Genomic DNA, 18,371 nt, shown 5'->3' on the forward strand with positions numbered 1-18,371 from the left:
TTCCCGCCCCGACACACGCCGCGGGCTCCGCCGCGAACCGACGGACGACAGCCGCACCGGCCTTTTGTCCGTGTTCGTCCGTTTCGGACCGTCGTCGAACCTCCCCGCCCCCTCAGTCCTTCGAACGTTTCGGAATACTTTTCCACCGCCGAAAAGTACATTTTTTTGCCCGCCACAATCCGCTGGGAATCATCCGAAGGTTCCGAATCGGCATTTTACGCCGATAAATTAACATAATATCGCATCCTCCGGCACCGTTATCCTTGCGAACAATTAAGACGACGCTGAAAAATGACTAAAATTTCAAAGACGCTGGAGGGCATTCTCGCCCGCACGGCATTCGACACTGCGAAGGCGGGCACCACCCATTCGCTCAAGGACTTCCTCTTTCTGGAGATCCTTCGCGAGGAAGGGTCTCTCGCCTGCCAGATACTCTCCTCCCGTCTGAAGGATTGGGAGCTTTATCAGATACGCCTGCGCGTGGAGCGCGAGACGCTCGATGCCGCAGGCAAACAGACCCACGATCCCGAAGCGTTCTTCCGCGCCTTCGCCGACGAACTGATCGCCGCGTGCGGCCCCATACGGAGCATCTCCACGGCCCACGCCCTGATCCGGATCGCCTCCGACCGCACGACGGCCGCGTCGCGCATATTGGAAATGTACCACATAACCCCCGAAATCCTCGCGGCGGAACTGCAACGCTTCATCACCGCCGGCGACGAAACGCAGACGCGCATACACGTACACGTGCTCGATTACGACGAAACGAACCGTCCGCAGGAGGACGCCTCGGCCCAAATGCTCGAAAAGTTCGGCGCGAACCTCACCCGCATGGCCCGCGAAGGGCGCATCGACCCCGTGGTGGGGCGCGAGCGGGAGATCGAGCGGGTGGTGCAGATCCTCTCGCGCCGCAAGAAGAACAACCCGATCCTCATCGGCGAGGCGGGCGTGGGCAAGAGCGCCATCGTCGAAGGGCTGGCGCTGCGCATCGCCTCGGGCGACGTGCCCTGCACCATCGCGGGCAAGACGATCTTCTCGCTCGACGTCTCGTCGCTGGTGGCCGGCACCAAGTTCCGCGGCGAGTTCGAGGAGCGCATGCAGCAGCTCATCGACACGCTGCGCAAGGCCAAGGACACGATCATCTTCATCGACGAGATACACACCATCGTCGGCGCCGGCTCCACGCAGGGCAGCCTCGACACGGCCAACATCCTCAAACCGGCCCTCGCACGCGGCGAACTGCAGACCATCGGCGCCACGACACTCGACGAGTACCGCGAAAACATCGAGAGCGACTCGGCCCTCGAACGCCGGTTCCAGAAGGTGCTCGTCGAGCCGACCACGCCCGAAGAGACGCTTCATATCCTGCGCAACATCGCGCCCCGCTACGAACATCACCACAAGGTGCATTACAGCGAGGAGGCGCTCGCGGCCTGCGTGGCGCTGACCGACCGCTACATCACCGACCGCTACTTTCCCGACAAGGCGATCGACGTGCTGGACGAAGCGGGCGCCCGCGCCCGTCTGTCGGCCGCACGCGAGCCGCAGGAGCTGCGCGAAACGGCCGCAGCGCTCGAAGCGGCCAAACGCGAACGCCGCGAGGCGGTCGAAGCGCTGGTCTACGAGAAGGCCGCCGCAGCCCGTCTGCGCGAAATCGCCCTCAAATCGAAGTTGGGCGAAGGACGCGCCCGGTGGAAACGCTCGATGGACGAACATCCCGTGCCGATCACGGAGACGCACATCGCCGAAGTAATCACCTCGATGACGGGCATCCCGGCCGAGCGCATCTCCGACGGGGAGCTGAGCCGCCTGCAAGGGCTTCAGGACCATCTGATGCACCGCGTGGTCGGCCAAGCGGAGGCCGTAGAACGCATCTCGCGTTCGATCCGCCGTTCGCGCGCCGGCCTCAAGGACGAGCGGCGTCCGATCGGTGTCTTCCTCTTCGTCGGCCCGACCGGCGTGGGCAAGACGCTGCTGGCGAAAGAGGTCTCGAAGTGGCTCTTCGACGAGCGGCGCGGACTGATCCGCATCGACATGAGCGAATACGGCGAGAAACACAACGTGGCGCGGCTGATCGGCTCGCCTCCGGGATACGTGGGTTACGGCGAGGGCGGACAGCTCACCGAAGCGGTACGGCGCCAGCCCTATGCCGTGGTGCTGTTCGACGAGATCGAGAAGGCGCATCCCGACGTTTTCAACACCATGCTCCAGATCTTCGACGAGGGGCATCTGACCGACGGTTCGGGCCGGCGCGTCGATTTCCGCAACACGATCATCATCATGACCTCGAACGTGGGGTCGCGCAATGCGGTCCGCAAGTCGGTACAGGTCGGCTACTCCACCGGGGCGAAGAGCGCGACGGTCGAAGCGACCCCTTCGTGCGAGTACCGCAAGGCGCTCGAAGAGACCTTCGCGCCGGAGTTCCTCAACCGCGTGGACGACATCGTCGTCTTCCGCACGCTGGAGCTCACGGACGTGGAGCGGATCATCGAACTCGAATTGCAGGATTTCTTCGCCCGCACCGAACGGCTGGGCTACCGCGTGCGCATCACCGACGCGGCCAAGCAACGGCTGGCGGCCATGGGCTACGAGGCCCGTTACGGCGTCCGTTCGCTCAAACGCACGCTGCTCGACAACGTGGAGGAACCGCTCTCGGCGCTCATCATCGAAGGCCGGCTGCACGCGGGCGGCACGGTGGTCGTCGAATCGGACAAGGCACAGGGCGTAAAACTGCGCGTGGCCTGATCTCCGGCCGGATGCCCCGGGCACTCACGCGCCCCACGGCGGGCACGCCGTTCCCGGCGCATCCCGCCCGCCGCCGCAGACCGCCCCACGGTTTTCGGGCGGCGGCCGCCGGGAGGCTGCGCACGCGACGGTGTCGAAAAGGGACCGTCCAACAAGTTTTCCCAATCCTCCGAGAATTGCGCATCCGGAAAAGTTCCCGAATAGCAGTACGAATGAAAAAGGGGCTGTCTGAAACGTTTCAGACAGCCCCTTTTGCGTCCGTATTCCGACTTCGAGGCGAATTGCGTCATACCCGGTACATAGCGCGCTCGCCGCACCGAGCATCCTCCCCATTTCGGCCCCCACGGCTGCAGCCTCCGCGCCGGCGGGCCGGGATACGAAAACCAGAAAACAGGACGGACAAGAGAGAAAAAAACGGAAAGGAGCATGCAGACTCATACGCCTCCGGATAGGTGGGATTCCGACAATCCCGCGTGCCTGCACCTCCTTTCCTCCGGCCAAATGGGGATGCGGCCGGCAATGTCGTTCGGATCGGACGTTCCTCGGCTGCCGTCTCCATGCAAAAAAAGTAAGCATGGAATCGACAGTGTCGGTTGGCAGGCAGTGGAGGCCTTCGCACGTACAAAGTCTATCCATGCTTACATGAAGCATGTAACCCGTACATAGACCCGTGCGAACAAATTTTCCACTTTTGCCAACCAGCGACGGGTAAGTCGTATAGCCACAGGAATCGACCTGATGGCGCAACAAATATACAATAATTTATTAGATATTTCGAAAAAAAGAGGCGCGAATCAGTTTTTCCGAAAAAGGACATGGACCCGGACTTGCCGGTCGGCGGGCAGTGGAAGGCCATCGCACGAACAAGTCGAGTCCATGCCCAATGTGTGCAGCATGAACTCTCCCTTGCCCGTGCGGTAGAAAATTCCACTTTTGCCAACCAGCTGCGGGTAGAATATGACGCTCCGTCCGGAGGCGGAAGCCGCACAAATGTAATAAAAAGTTTCACGCTCCGCCCCATGTCCCTGCAACAACTTTGCCCGAGCGCTGCCGGTCGGAGGCGAAAGTGCCCGACGCACAAGGGGTTTTCCTCAGAAATGTCGCAGCGGCAAAAAAACAAGTCCGCGGCGACAGTCGAAAAAAATCCGGACGGCCCATACGGCGCATCCGGTATTTATTCGTTTCTTTGACTTGCGTCTTAGATACTCCCGCTCGGCAAAATGCAAATAAATTTGCTTTTGCGCCCGACTTATTCGTATCTTTGCCCTTCAAAAAACAGACGCGATGTACCGTTTTTCGACTTATAAGGAACAATACAAATCCAACCTCCGGCTGGCGCTGCCCGTCATGCTCACCCAAGTGGGACAGATCCTCACGCAGGTGGCCGACAACCTGATGGTCGGCCACTACGGAGGCGACGATCCCACGCCGCTGGCGGCCGTCTCGTTCGGCGGGGCGGTCTTCTTCATCCTCTTCATCGCCTGCGTCGGCGTGGCACTGGGCCTCACGCCTCTCATCGGCGAACTCTACGCACAGGGCGACCGCCGGATCTCTTCGGGATACCTCCAGAACGCCGTCCTGTTCTATACGCTGCTCGGCTTCGGAGCCGCCGCCGTGCAGTATGCCGCCATCCCGCTCCTCTATCACCTCGGGCAGCCCGCCGAGGTGGTCGACATGGCCATCCCCTACTACCGGATGCTGGTCTACAGCATGCCGTTCATCATGCTCTTCTTCGCCTTCAAGCAGTTCCTCGAAGGGGTGGGCAACACGAAGGTCGAGATGGTCGTAACGATCGCGGCCAATCTGGCCAACATCGGTTTCAACACGCTCTTCATCTTCGGCCATCTCGGATTTCCCGAGATGGGTGCCGAAGGCGCGGGTCTGGGCACGCTCCTCTCGCGCATCATCGCCCCGATCCTCATGATCGGCTACTTTTGCAGCCGCGAACGCTACCGCGGTTATCTGCACGGATTCTCGCTGCGCAACCTCTCGCGCGAGACGGTCCGCCGGCTGCTCCGCATGGGACTGCCGATCTCGCTCCAGATGTTTCTCGAAGCCTCGGCCTTCGTCGGCACGGGCATCATGATGGGCTGGTTCGGCGCCGAAGCCAAGGTGGCCATCGGAGCTAACCAGATCGCCACGACGATCGGCAACTGCGCCTTCATGATCGTCATGTCGATCGGCGCGGCCACCACGATCCGCGTCTCGCACTGTTACGGCGCCCGCAACACGGGCGAACTGACGATGGCCGCCAAAGCGTCCTATCACCTCGTACTGGCTTGGAACGCCTTCGCCGCCGCCGTCTTCCTCACGGGCCGCTACTGGATTCCGCAGCTCTTCACGACCAATGCCGACGTGATCGCCGTGGCGGGCAACCTCTTGGCCTTCGCCGCCATCTACCAACTCTCGGACGGCATCCAGAACGTTTCGGTCGGCATCCTGCGCGGTTTGCAGGACGTGAAGATCATCATGCCGATCGCCTTCATCTCCTATTGGCTGCTGAACCTTCCGGTAGGCTACCTCTTCGGCTTCACGCTCGGCATGGGCCCGCAGGGTCTTTACCTCGGATTCTCGTTCGGGCTCTCGATGGCCGCCCTGCTGATGATCCTGCGCATCCGCCGCACGGTGCGCAAACTCAGGGCGGCATAGGTCCGCCGTTTCGGAAATTTTTCCTATCTTTACGCAAATTATCGCATCGACAATGGACGCAAACGATCCCAACAACCACCATAAAGGGTGTTGCAAACCCGAAATCGGACGCGGATGCGCGTTCTGCGAGGGCTGCTGCTCCACCGAACCCGAAGCCCATCTGCGCGAAGGCTGCTTCAAGCTGCACGAAACTCCGTGGCTCGAAGGCTACCCCGACAACTTCCCGACCGACATCTTCGAGGTGCGGTTCAAGAACACGCGCCGCGGCTTCTACCAGAACGTCAACGACCTGCCGCTCAAACGGGGCGACATCGTGGCGGTCGAAGCCTCGCCCGGGCACGACATCGGCATCGTCTCGCTCACGGGCGATCTGGTCGCCAAACAGATGCGCCGCACGGGATTCAACCCTTTCAACGGCGAATTCAAGAAGATCTACCGCAAGGCCAAACCCTACGACATCGAACGCTGGCAGGAGGCCATCGCCCTCGAACAGGAGACGATGATCCACGCCCGCCAGATCGCCGCGGAGATGGGCCTCAACATGAAGATCGGCGACGTGGAGTATCAGGGCGACAAGATCAAGGCGATCTTCTACTACATCGCCGACGAACGGGTCGATTTCCGCGAGCTGATCAAGGTCTTCGCCGAGCGGTTCCACATCCGCATCGAGATGAAGCAGATCGGCGCCCGTCAGGAGGCCGGCCGCATCGGCGGATTGGGCGCCTGCGGCCGCGAGCTGTGCTGCGCCTCGTGGATTTCGAGTTTCACGAGCGTTACCACGGGCGCGGCACGCACGCAGGACCTCTCGCTCAACCCCCAGAAACTCGCCGGACAGTGCTCGAAGCTGAAGTGCTGTCTGATGTACGAATACGACGCCTACGCCGACGCACGCAAGGAGTTCCCGCGCCTGCGCGAACCGTTGCAGACGCTCGACGGCGAGTATTTCGCCGTCAAGAACGACATTCTGTCCGGTACGATGACCTTCAGCACCAGCAAGGATTCGCTCTCCAACGCCGTCACGCTGCCCATCGCGCGCGTGAAGGAGATCATCGCCCTGAACCGTGCCGGCAAAAAACCTGACCGGCTGCAAGAGGCCGGCGCCTTGCCGGAGGCTCCCGACGAACCGACCTACCGCTCGGAGGAGGACAGCATCACCCGTTTCGATCAGGCCAAGCGCCGCAGCAAGAACCGCCGCGGCAGGGGACGGAACGCCGACGGCGGCGGGCAGCCGCAGCAGGGGCGTCGTGCGGAGGAGAAGCCGGGCAAACCGCAATCCCGCAAAGAGAACGGCCGCGAACAGCGAAGCGGCGACACCGACCGCAGCAACGACAAGGCTGCACGGGAGGGACGGCCCTCCCGCGAGAACGGCGGAGGCGCGGACAATCGCCGGCGACGCAACGAAGGCGAGGGAGGCAACCGCCCGCAGCGCGACAACGCTCCGGGAGCCGAGAGACGTCCGCCCCGCAGCTCGGGCGAAGCAACAGCCGAGCGCGCGGCACGCTCCGGAGCGGCCGCCGAGGCTTCCGGGAGCATCGCGGCACGCAACGCCGCGAACGGCGGCGACACTGCGGACCGCACTCCGCGCGAAAACAGCGAAGGCGGCGAACGCCGCAGCAGCCGCACCAAGCCCGGACGCGGCAACGGCGCCGAACGCAATAACGGCAGCGATGCAGCACGAGAAAATCCGAACGGAGAACACCGCACGTCCCGCGAAAACGGCAGAGAAGGTAGCGAAAACCGCAGGTCTCGCGAGCGCACGAACGGCGGCGAACGCGCGGCACAGGAAAATACGGGTGCAGCGGGAAACCGCGCATCCCGCCCGGGCGACGGCACGTCCGATCCGGCGAATCGTGCGTCCCGCCCGAGCGGCGGCCGCACCCGACGCAGCAACGGCGACGGGGCATCGAACCGCCCGGAGCGAAACGCCGCCGCCGGCGACCGCTCGGCCAGCCGCCCCGCGCGCGAGACGCACGAGAACGGGAACAGCGGCCGCAACGACGGACACGGCAACGGGACACCGAAAACCGAATAGCCGATGCGTGCATGGGCGGTCATAACGGCCGGACTGTTGGCCGGCTGCGCTTCGCCGCACGAGGTTCATATCGCCGATACGGACCCGTCGGGGTGGCGCCGGGCGGCGGCGGTCGCGGTCCCCAATACCGACACGCTCGCCCGGCGCGATCTGACCGTCGTGCTCCGCTGCGACGAACGGTTCCGCGAGGATACGCTGACGCTGCGCATCGGAGTGCTCTCGCCCGATTCGCTCGCCTATGAGGAACCCTTCACGCTCCGCATCCCGCGCGGCACTGCGGCCGCTCCGCTCGGCCGCGAAGTCGCAATACCCTACCGCCGCCGGAGCGTGCTGGCCGATTCGGGCACATACCGCTTCACGTTCACTCCCGTCCGCAGCGTGGCAGGGATCGAGGCCGCGGGCCTCAGCATAACCGCATCAAACGACTGAAAACGACATGGGCAAAGACAAACTCCGCAGATTCGCCGAGAACCTGACGTTCGAATGTTTCGTACAACCCGAGTTCGAGGAGATATTCCGCCGCGACCACCCGCTCAAAGGCCATTGGCGGCGCGATTTCTTCCGCAACGACCGTCCCATCGTACTCGAATTGGGCTGCGGCAAAGGCGAATACACCGTGGCGCTCGCCGAACGCGACCCCCGCAGCAACTACATCGGCGTCGACATCAAGGGCGCCCGCATGTGGCGCGGTGCGAAGACCGCCACGGAGCGCCGGATGGGTAACGTAGGATTCGTCCGCACGCGCATCGAATTCATCGGCTCGTTTTTCGCGCCGGGCGAGGTGGACGAGATCTGGATCACCTTCCCCGATCCGCAGCTCCGCACCAAGCGCGCGAAAAAACGCCTCACGGCCCCGTCGTTCCTCGCCGCCTACGCCCGTCTGCTCAAACCCGGCGGTGCGATCCATCTGAAGACCGATTCCCAACACCTCTACCGTTATACGCAGGCGGTGATCGCGCATTTCGGGCTGCCCTGCGAGGCGGCCAATCCCGACATCTACGGCACGGGATTCGCCGACGAAGTACTCTCGGTCAAGACGGCCTACGAGCAGAAGTTCCTCGCATGCGGACTTCCGATCACCTACACCCGTTTCGGTCTGGGCGACCGCACGGAGTTCCCCGCTTTCGATTGGGAAGGCGACGACACCGACGAAAAGGACAACGAAGCCGCGCGATCCTCCCGCACCTGAGCCGCGCCGTCGCCCGACATCGCCCGCAACCCGCGACCTGCGAATTCTTTACACGAAGGCCCCCCGAGCGGAGGTCCTTTATCTGTAAACATCTGTTCATCATCGTTTTAATTCCACAAGGAAGAGGGAGCATTCGGCTGCCTTCGGAGCATCTGCGGACGGAGCAAAAGGCGCAAAGAAAGAAAAAACGGAGGTTTATGACTTTCGGCGGCAAAAGGCAAATCGCAGACTGCGGAACAAGCCCGCGGAAAAGGCGGGTCCCGTCGCCGGAGGCTGCGGCCCGCACCGCTCCGGAAGAGCCGGACCTCGAAAAGCGGACGAGCACCGCGAGTCGTCGCAGGGACACGGCCCGCACGGCTCCGAAGAGTCCGAACCCAGAGCGTCCGCTCCCCGTTCCACGCCGTCGCCCGAAGCTACCGCGGCAGTGAAAACGATAACGACAGCGGCACCGACAGCAATAACACCGCCCGGAAATCCGTACTCATTTTACCATTCGTGATACTATCTTAACCAATCGCCGCCGCGGACGAGGAAATCCGGAGACGGCGTTATATTTTTGCATCGGCACTCGTTCGACGTATCACCCGAAATCCATACACACCCCATGCTCAAACACTGTACAGCGCTTCTGACAACCCTCTGCACGCTTCTCTGCGCGCATGCCGCGGCTCCGGTCCGGAGCCGCATCCTTCCCGGCACGACGGCCGCCACGGAAGCCGTCGTCTTCTGGGAGAAACCCGACGACTACGAACGGATGATCCGCTACGTCGTCCGCGTCGACGGACGCACGGCCGGCACCACCGACCACGACAATCTGCGTCTGAGCGGTCTGAAGCCTTCGACCACCTACCGCGTGCGGGTCGATGCCGTCGACGCCTCCGGCAAGGAGTGGGCGGGCGAAACCCTCACGCTGCGGACCGCTCCCGCCCCCGAAATCTTCGACGTGCGCGACTTCGGTGCCCGCGGCGACGGTCGCACGCTCGACACCGAGGCGATTCAGCGGGCCATCGACGCCTGCACGCCCCACGGCGAAGTGCGCATTCCGGCCGGCGACTACCTCACCGGAGCGCTCTTTCTCTGCAAGAACGACATCACCCTCCGCATCGAAGCGGGCGCCACGCTCCGCGCCGTCGACAACCTCGCCCACTTCCCGATGGTCGAGAACATCTACGAGGGTTGGGTCAAAGAGGTCTTCGCAAGCGTCGTGAACATCGGGCGTCTCCGCGGCGAGCGCTACCGCAACATCCGCATCACGGGCGGCGGCACGATCGACAATCAGGGCAGCCTCCTCGCCGTGCAGCAGACCGAGAACATCGGCCGCATGGCCCGCTCGCACGGACTGCCGATCATCCGCTGCGACGACGTGGCGATCGACGGCATCACCATAGCCGACCCCTGCACGTGGAACGTCCATCCGCTGCTCTGCAACGGCGTAACCACCTACGGCTGCCGGCTGCTGTCGGCCGGATACGGACTGAGCAATGCCGACGGCTGGGACCCCGACTCGTCGGCCGACTGCTACCTGCTGGAGTCGGTGCTCGACGGTCAGGACGACAATGTCGCCGTCAAATCGGTGATCTACACCGACGAACACGGGCAGAGGATCGTCAAACCCTCGGAGAACATCTACGTCAGCCATTGCCGCTTCTTGCGCGGCGGCGGACTGGTCGTCGGTGCCGAAGTGCCGGCCGGCGTCCGCAACGTCCGTTTCACGGACTGCGTGGTCGAGCAGAGCGACCGCGGCTTCCACGTGTGCAGCCGTCCGTTCGGCACCGAGCCGGTCGAGAACATTCTCTTCCGCGACATCGAGGTGAAGCGCACGGGCTGCTGGGGCATCAACGTAACGAACTGGTATTGGGTGCAGAGCTACCGGCCCGACACCTACCGGCCCGACGAACTGCTCGAAGTGAAGAACATCCGCTTCGAGAACATCCGCATCGCCCACGCCGACGGCAACCCCATACAGGTGCTCGGGACGCCCGAACAACCGATGAAGGACATCGCGTTCAGAAACGTCTCGATCGGCGAAAGCCAGTACGACGTGCTGCTGCGCGACTGCCGCGGCGTGCGGTTCGAAAACGTGCAGGTCGGCGAACGCTACTGGATTCTCGACCGCGCCGAAGGGGTCGTGCGCGACTCGCTGACCTCCGAGCCCGAACCGATGCGCTACCCCTACCGCCTCGCCGATCCCGACGCCACCTACCGCACCAAGGCGCTCTATGCCAATCTGCACAAGATCGCCGCGAGCGGCCGGTTCCTCTTCGGCGCACAGGATGCCACGGCCTCGGGCTACGGCTGGTGCGACGACTCGGGCCGCAGCGACATCGAACGCATCTCGGGCAGGAAACCCGCCTTCTACAGCTTCGACTTCATGGACGTCGTCGGTCCCGACGGGCTGAAACCCGAAGCCGAGAAGATCCGGCGGCTCACGGCACAGGCTTTCTACGAAGGGGGCGTCGTCTCCTACTGCTGGCATCTGTTCAACCCCGCGACGGGCGGCAGCTTCTACGACATGTCGGGCGACGCCGTGGCCAAGCTCCTGCCCGGCGGCGAACTCCACGAACGCTTCAAGGAGCTGCTCGGCCGCATAGCGGCCTACAACCGCACCCTCATCGGCAAGAACGGCGAGCAGATCCCCGTCATCTTCCGCCCGTGGCACGAGTTCGACGGCACGTGGTTCTGGTGGGGCCGCGACTGCTGCACCGCCGAACAGTTCAAGGAGCTCTACCGCTTCACGGTCGGCTATCTGCGCGACACGTGCGGCGTGAGGAACTTTCTCTACGCCTTCTCGCCCGACATCAACTTCACCACGGCGGAGGAGTACCTCCAGCGCTACCCGGGCGACGAGTGGGTCGACATCGTGGCCATGGACGACTACTGGCTCTACCGTTTCGAGGAGAAAGACATCGAACACGCCCGCCTGCGTCTGAAGGTGATCTCCGACTACGCCGCCGCGACCGGCAAGGTAGCGGCTCTCTCCGAGACGGGACAAGCCGGCATCGACGACCCCGAGTGGTTCACCGGCCGGCTGCTCGAATCCATCTACGGCGACCCCTCCCGCCCCATCCGGCTGGCCTACGTCGCCCTCTGGCGCAACAGCGTTACGGGGTTTTTCACCCCCTACAAAGGGCACCCCGCCACGGCGGACTTCCTGCGGTTTCTGGACGATCCGCGCGTCATCACGGCCAGCCCCTACGACTGGCTGGGCATGTACTACCACCTGACCGAGTAACGACTCCGCATCCGGCGACAAAGCGGGGAGGTCCCTTTTCGATCGGAACCTCCCCGCTTTTCATCCGCATCCGCCGCCTCTGCGGCACGAGCCGGGCCGCGACGCCTGCCGTACGGCCGTTCCGCCGCGGGACATGCAGCGGCACGTCGATCCGGCAGCCCGCACCGCCGGACGGGGCGGGACGTCGGCCGGCTTCGCAGAAACCGTCCGCATCGCCGCCGCCATCCGGTATCGGTGTCGGCACCCGGACAAGAGGGGCCCGAAGAGCTCCGTCAGACGATCACCTGTTTCTTGCGGTACATCTCGCGGAACTCGCGGGGCGTACACCCCTTTTTGCGGCGGAAAATGCGGTTGAAGTTCGACATGTTGTTGTAGCCGCATTCGTAGCAGATCTCGGCGATGGTCTTGCTCGTATCGACCAGCATGCGGGCCACCTTGCCGATGCGGATGTCGATCAGATAGTCCGTGAAGCTCTTGCCCGTATGCTGGCTGAAGAAACGGCTGAAAGCCACATCGCTCATGTTGACCAGCTCGGCCATCTCGCGCAGGGTGATGTCGCGGGCGAAGTTCTTTTGCAGATAGGCGTCCGCCAGCCGGATGCGGCGGCTCTGGCTGTTGTCGTCCACATGGGCGAAGGCGGTGCTCGCCAGCGGTCGGATCTCGCCCGAGACCGACAGTTCGTAGAGGAGCGAGAGAAAAGTGATTACCAGATAAAAGCCCTTCTGCTCGCAGGTCAGGGCATTGAGCAGGGGCCGCACCCGAAGGATCGTCGACAGAGGGAACACGACGCCCTTCGCACCCAGCCGGAGCATCCTGCTGATCGACAAGAACTGATTCTTGTCCAGCAGTTTATCCGACAGCCAGTCGTCCGAGAACTGGATCGTGATCTCGCGGATGTCGTGCGAACGCAGGTTGTGGTTCTGCCAGCCGTGTTCGAGGTTGGCGTTCGCCACGAGCACCAGCTCGTAGTCGCCGATCTCCTCGATCGAATCGCCCACGACACGCTGCGCGCCCGCGGCGTTCTCGATGTAGTTGATCTCGAATTCGCGGTGGGTGTGGATCGGATAGTTGAACTCGCTCTTCCTGCGCTCGATCACATAGATGCAGTCGCCCTCGGAAAGGGGCGTGATCTCATGCAGCACATTGCTCTTGAATGCCGTCATCTCTCGCATCGTTGATTGACCTTCCTAAATTAGACAAAATTCCGCATCCGCGCAACTATTTCCGCTATTTCGCCCGTGCCGGCACGATGAAGAGGCCCGCCTGCCCCGAAGCGGACCTCCCCGTCGTACAGCGCCCCGGCCGGTCGCTATTCGGCCAGCCGCTCCGCGTAACGCGCGATCACGCCGAGCGTCGATTCGTCGGCCGCGAAGACCGAGTTGAGCCCCTGCTGCTCCTGCGCCGGGTCGCCCGTATAGTCGTCACCCGCCTGCCAGTACTCGTGCGCCGGGCGGGCGAAACCGCCCCAGCCCCAGAAGTTGCAGCCCGCGAAGAGTCCCCCGTGCTGCCGGTTCTCGTCGATGCAGGAGAAGACGGCCTCGTAATAGCGGTCGCGGCAGGTCGTCGGCGACCCCGGCTCGAAGGCGAATCCGTCGCGCGGGAATCCGAACTCCTCCAGCACCACGGGCTTGCCGTAACGCTCCGCCACGGCCAGATGTTCGTCGATGTAGGCCCGTGTGTTGCCGATCGCCACGTCCAGACGTTCGGCGAGCGTCTCGGGCGTTACCCAACCCCAGTTGAGCGGCCAGACGTGGATGGTCATGTAATCGAAATTGGGGTCGGCATGCAGCCGCTCGAACAGCTCCAGATCGCCCTCGCATCCGGCCCGGCCCTCGCTGCCGGTCGAAACCAAGTGATTCGGATCGAGGCTTTTGACGAGCGCAGCCGCCTCCGACATCCAGCAGCGGAAAGCCTCCTTGTTCGCATCGCCGAAAGCGCGCGGTTCGTTGCCGATCTGCCACGCCATGACGGTCGGATCGTCGGCATAGCGGCGGCCCGTGAGCGAATTCTCGCGCGTTACGATCCGGCGCAGATGGTCCGTAAAGATGAGCTGCGCCTCCCGGTTGCCGGCATACTGCCCCACATACTCGGTGAAGGCGTTCCAGCCGTCGACGGCCGGGATCGGCGCCTCGCCCGCTCCGGCCCATTCGAGGTACTGCGAGTAGCCGCCCGACCACTCCCACGAATTGTTGAAGTAGAGCACGGCGTGCATTCCCCGGCGCCCCATCTCGACGAGCAGGTAGTCGAGCCCTTCGAGGAGCGCGTCGTCGTAGACGCCCGGAGCCTTCTGGAGCGTGGGTTCGATGCGCGAAGGCACATTGTCGGGACCGTCGCCGCCCACCAGCACGCGCAGATTGGTGATGCCGTGTTCCTTCAGGAAGTCGAGTTCGCGGTTCAGGCGCGCGCGGTCGCCGCCCGGTCCCTCCGAGCCGAGGATGGCTCCGTACCAAAAGTTGGCCCCCACGTAACGGTAGGGCTTGCCGCCGAGCAGGAACCGTCCGTCTTCGACGGTTACGAACTCCGCCTTCGGGGAGCACGATGCCGCAGCCAGTGCGGCGAAAAGCAGAATGAGAATCTTTTTCATCGGATTTGTCGTTCGTTAGCCGGTCGGGCCGGGTCCGTCGTTTCGGCGGACCCCGGCCGACAGCGGACCGCCGGCACCCGCCGAAGCGGCGCGGCGGCTCCGCCGGTCTATCGGCGTTTCATGTCGTTGCGCACCTTTGTGCATCCGTCGGCCACGAGAAGCCGTCCGGCCGGATCGGCCGGCGAAGGCTCGGCCAGCACCTCGGCGAGTGTCAGGCCGTGCACGCCGGCCGCTTCGACAGGTGCCGTGAAGTAGGATCTCCCGATCGGGCCCTCCCACCCGATCGTGCCGCCCGCAAAACGCACGTTGCGCACGTTTTCGAGGTAGACGACCGGCGTATCCGACGCGAAGAACTCCTTCTCCCCGACGACCGTCGGACGGAAATCGAAATTGCCGCCCGCCACGGCGTCGAGCGCGCTCTGGCGCATCCGGAAGTCGAAGTTCGAGAAGACGATGTTCTCGACCGTGCACTCCGGTGCGGCATAGACCGTTACGGAGTTCTCGCCGTCGCACGCGACGTTCGTGAATCGCACGTTGCGGATGGCTCCCGGCACGCTCTCGCGGCCGCGGATCGCCGTGATCTTGATCGGCTCGCCATGGCCCCACCAGTCGCCCGTATGCAGGCGCGTGCGGATGTTGACGTTCGTGAAATTGAGGTTCTCGACGCCCGCATAGTCGCGGATGCAGATGCCGATGCCGCAGTTCGAGTCGAAGATCGTGATGTTCGAGAAGTTGTAGTCCGACATGGGGTTCTGATCCCAGCCGCCGATGCGGATGGCGCTCGAACGCGACCGCAGGATGCAGTTCGAAAGGTTGATGTTGCGCGACGGACGGGCGATCCGCTTGAACCCCGGATCGCCGAAGTGCCAGTCGTAGCCCGCGAGCACCACGGCGTCGTCGCCGCACGAGATGTAGCAGTCCGAGACATTCACGTTGCTCGACGAGATGATGTCCAACCCGTCGCTGTTGGGGATCAGAAGGTTGTTGTCGATCTTGAGGTTATGCACCTCCGCGCGGTCGCAGTGAACCAGCAGGAAACACCAGTAGGGCGAATCGATGCAGGTGAAGTCGCGCAGTTCGACGTTCGTGCAGTTCGAGAAGACGATCATCTGGTGGAAGCGCTCCTTCGGATGGAGCGGTCCGTCGCCGACGCCGCCGTCCGCGACCGCGCGCAGCCCCGCGCCCTGCCGCACATGATCCAGCGCAGGTCCGGCGATCACCTTGGCGCTGTCGGCATGCATGAACTCCATGCCCTGCCCGAAGACGACGCCCGGCCCCGTGATCGAGACCCGGTCGGCATCCTCCGTATAGAAGACGCCGGCCAGCTCGTCGTTGTGCTTCTGATACTGGGTCAGATCGGTCGTGGCCACGAGCCGCGCCCCCTGCTCGAATCGGAACTCGACCCGCGAACGCAGGTTGAGCGTCCCGGTGAGGTAGTCGCCCTTCGGAACGAGCACCACGCCGCCGCCCTCCCCGGCACAACGGTCGATGGCCGCCTGCAGATGTTTCGTCGTGAGGCTCCGGCCGTCGCCGACCGCACCGAAGTCCCGCACGTCGTAGATGCCCGTGGGGCGGCCGCCGCAGCCTCCGCACAGCAGCACGGCGGCGAGCAGCCCTGCGAGGAGGCGGATTTTACGAGTTCTCATGGTCTCGACGGATTTCGATCGTTACTTTTTCAGCGACGGGGAACGTGCCGCACTCGGCCGTCAGCACGCCATCCCGCCATGTCCAGTCGCCGCACGCCGCACCGTTCACCGTTACCGACGCAGGTTCGGGCGCGCCGACCAGCTCCACGCGATAGGTGCGCTCCGCCACAGCCTCGGGATAGCTGCCTCGGGGAGCCTCGACCGTGAAGCGCTGCGGGCCGTCGGCCGTGCCGTCGTAGACGAGCAGCGTCCGGCGGCAGGCCCCTCGCTCGTAGTCGAAGTTCTCGCCTTCGTCCTCGTAGAGGTCGAACTCCGTATGGCACGCCGCGGCGGGAGCATAGGCCCGCAGCACGAGCGTTTCGAGCGGGGCGCTCACGCAATCGGCCGGAACCGCCATCGGGATCAGCGCGCCCGCCTTGACGTAGAGCGGAAAGGTGCAGATGTCCGACACGCGCGAGATCTCGCGGCCGCCCGCCACGGATTCGGCGGTGAAATAGTCGTACCACAACCCCTCGGGCAGCCAGAGCGAACGCTCGGTCAGTCCGTGCTGTCCGTCGCCCGAAGGACGCATCGCCGGCGCCGCGAGCATCGCGTCGCCGAAAAGGAATTCGTCGTAACGATACGACTCGTCGGCACCCGGATAGTCGATATAAAGACCGCGGCAGAGCGTTACGCCCGTGTCGTGCGCACGACGCATCATCGTATAGATATAGGGGTTGAGCGCCGCACGCAGACGCACCGAACGGCGGAGCGACTCCTCCACGGTCGGCCCCCACTCCCACGGCAGACGCGAGCCGCCGTCCCAGCCGTCGGGACAACTCTTGGCCGGGAACCAGAACACGTCCTTCTTGGCATGGAAACGCATGAGAGGCGAGACCGCGCCGAGCTGCGTCCAGCGGGCGAACATCTCCCCGTCGGGGATATAACCGTCGGCACCCTGCGGCATGTAGCCGCCGATGTCGTGCGACCAGTTGACGCCGTTGTTGGCCCCCTTGATCGTCGCTTCGAGCGTATAGCGCATCGTGGCCCACGTGGCGTAGGTGTCGCCCGAGAATCCGGCGGGATAGCGGTGGTTGCAAAGCGTGTAGCTGTGCAGGCGGTTGAGCACCAGCGGACGCCGGCCCGTCCCCTCCGAAAGGTATTTCCGGTAGAGTTCGGACGAGTAGATCGAATTGGCACCGTCGACCCAGTGGAAATCGAAGCCGTCGGCGATCATGTCCGCGAGGTAGAGGTCGTAGAAAGCCTTGAAGTGGCGTTCGTTGCGCGTGTCGTACTGCACGACGCAGATCTCCGGTTCGAACGACGGACCGGCCACGATCGACCGCTCGTAGTCGAGCCCCGCACGGCGGCAGAATTCGCGCACCTTGGGATCGTCCTTGTAGATGCAGCCCGAGTGGTGGTTGAAACCGGTCTTCACGTGCTGCTCGTCGCACCAGCGCTGGAAAGCGCGCATGTCGGGGAAGTTCACCGTATCGTATTTGTAGCCGTACCAGTGGTCGACGTGCCAGCACATGTCGAGGATCACGGCGTCGAGCGGAATGCGCTCCTCGCGGAAACGGGCGACGATCCGCTTGTAATCCTCGTCATCGTAATCCTTCCAGCGGCTCCAGATCAGGCCGAGCGACCACTTGGGATACATCGGGATCGGACCGGCCACGGCATAGAAGTCGGCGAACGCCGTGCGATAGTCCTCGCCGTAGCACATCACGTAGAGTTCGTCGAATGCCTCGCCCGCACGATAGAGATTCAGCGCGTCGGGCGTGTGTTTGAGCACCGTGTAGCCGCGTCGGCTCAGAATACCGTCCATCGGTATGCGGCGGTACTCCCACTTCGAGGTGATGTCGTTCTGCTCGGCATGGCATCTGGGACCGTCGCAGTTGTCGAGCGCTCCGACCACGCCGCCCAGATTGGCTCCGTCCTCCGCATCGAGCCGCGCCACGACGGGCAGCGAGCCGTCCGCCGGCTCCACGCGCACGCCGCCTTCCGCCAGCGGCAGCGAGGGATCGTAGACCACGGTCATGCGGTCGGTCGCAATGCGGAACACGCCGCCGGTCTGCGCCACGGTGTACTCCACCGGAGCGGACGGCAGCGCCACCACGCCGAGGTCGGTCCGCACGGGCGCGAAACGGTAGCCGTCGCCTTCGCGGACGGAGAACATCGTGGGCGAAAGCACCTCGATGCGCGCCTTGCGGAACGACACGGCGTTTCCCGCACGGCGGTACTCCTTGGCTTCGGTCCACGCCGCCGAGAGGAGCAGGAGGACCGTCAAAATCTTTTTCAGGTTCATTTTCAGC

10 protein-coding genes are annotated in these 18,371 nt (G+C 63.8%); 6 read left to right on the forward strand and 4 right to left on the reverse strand.

The window, feature by feature from the left end:
- The first annotated feature begins 291 nt into the window (after positions 1–291).
- From BN3659_RS11730 to BN3659_RS11760, 6 genes are all read left to right on the forward strand, one after another.
- Positions 292–2,745 (forward strand): ATP-dependent Clp protease ATP-binding subunit, encoded by a 2,454-nt coding sequence (locus BN3659_RS11730; RefSeq protein WP_091537176.1) that lies wholly within the window; start codon positions 292–294, stop codon positions 2,743–2,745.
- A gap of 1,284 nt (positions 2,746–4,029) precedes the next feature.
- Positions 4,030–5,394, forward strand: coding sequence for an MATE family efflux transporter (locus tag BN3659_RS11740; RefSeq protein WP_091537180.1), 1,365 nt, complete (start codon positions 4,030–4,032; stop codon positions 5,392–5,394).
- Between the two features lie 52 nt (positions 5,395–5,446).
- A complete protein-coding gene (locus tag BN3659_RS11745) occupies positions 5,447–7,426 on the forward strand; it encodes a regulatory iron-sulfur-containing complex subunit RicT (protein WP_253181088.1) in 1,980 nt (659 codons plus the stop codon).
- A 3-nt stretch (positions 7,427–7,429) separates the two neighbouring features.
- Positions 7,430–7,855 carry a hypothetical protein gene (locus BN3659_RS11750; RefSeq protein ID WP_091537182.1) on the forward strand — a complete coding sequence of 142 codons (426 nt, stop codon included), beginning with the start codon at positions 7,430–7,432 and terminating at the stop codon, positions 7,853–7,855.
- A gap of 7 nt (positions 7,856–7,862) precedes the next feature.
- Entirely contained in the window at positions 7,863–8,615 is a 753-nt protein-coding gene (gene trmB / locus BN3659_RS11755; RefSeq protein WP_091537183.1) for a tRNA (guanosine(46)-N7)-methyltransferase TrmB, read from the forward strand.
- A 604-nt stretch (positions 8,616–9,219) separates the two neighbouring features.
- On the forward strand, positions 9,220–11,847 hold the full coding sequence (locus BN3659_RS11760; RefSeq protein ID WP_091537185.1) for a glycosyl hydrolase: 2,628 nt from the start codon (positions 9,220–9,222) through the stop codon (positions 11,845–11,847).
- A 272-nt stretch (positions 11,848–12,119) separates the two neighbouring features.
- Here the strand turns inward: BN3659_RS11760 and BN3659_RS11765 are convergent, their stop codons facing one another.
- The 4 genes from BN3659_RS11765 to BN3659_RS11780 form a co-directional block, all read right to left on the reverse strand.
- Positions 12,120–13,010 (reverse strand): helix-turn-helix domain-containing protein, encoded by an 891-nt coding sequence (locus BN3659_RS11765; RefSeq protein WP_091537206.1) that lies wholly within the window; start codon positions 13,008–13,010, stop codon positions 12,120–12,122.
- 146 nt (positions 13,011–13,156) lie between these two features.
- Positions 13,157–14,431: a glycoside hydrolase 5 family protein gene (locus BN3659_RS11770; protein ID WP_091537187.1), complete on the reverse strand. Its 1,275-nt coding sequence runs from the start codon at positions 14,429–14,431 to the stop codon at positions 13,157–13,159.
- A gap of 107 nt (positions 14,432–14,538) precedes the next feature.
- Complete coding sequence (locus BN3659_RS11775) at positions 14,539–16,077, reverse strand: glycoside hydrolase family 28 protein (protein WP_091537188.1); 1,539 nt, start codon at positions 16,075–16,077, stop codon at positions 14,539–14,541.
- Positions 16,064–18,364 carry a glycoside hydrolase family 31 protein gene (locus tag BN3659_RS11780; RefSeq protein ID WP_091537190.1) on the reverse strand — a complete coding sequence of 767 codons (2,301 nt, stop codon included), beginning with the start codon at positions 18,362–18,364 and terminating at the stop codon, positions 16,064–16,066. The genes BN3659_RS11775 and BN3659_RS11780 overlap by 14 nt, the downstream gene beginning before the upstream one ends.
- Positions 18,365–18,371: the final 7 nt, after the last annotated feature.

Source organism: Alistipes sp. CHKCI003 (assembly GCF_900021155.1).
GTDB classification, from domain to species: Bacteria; Bacteroidota; Bacteroidia; order Bacteroidales; family Rikenellaceae; genus Alistipes; species Alistipes excrementavium.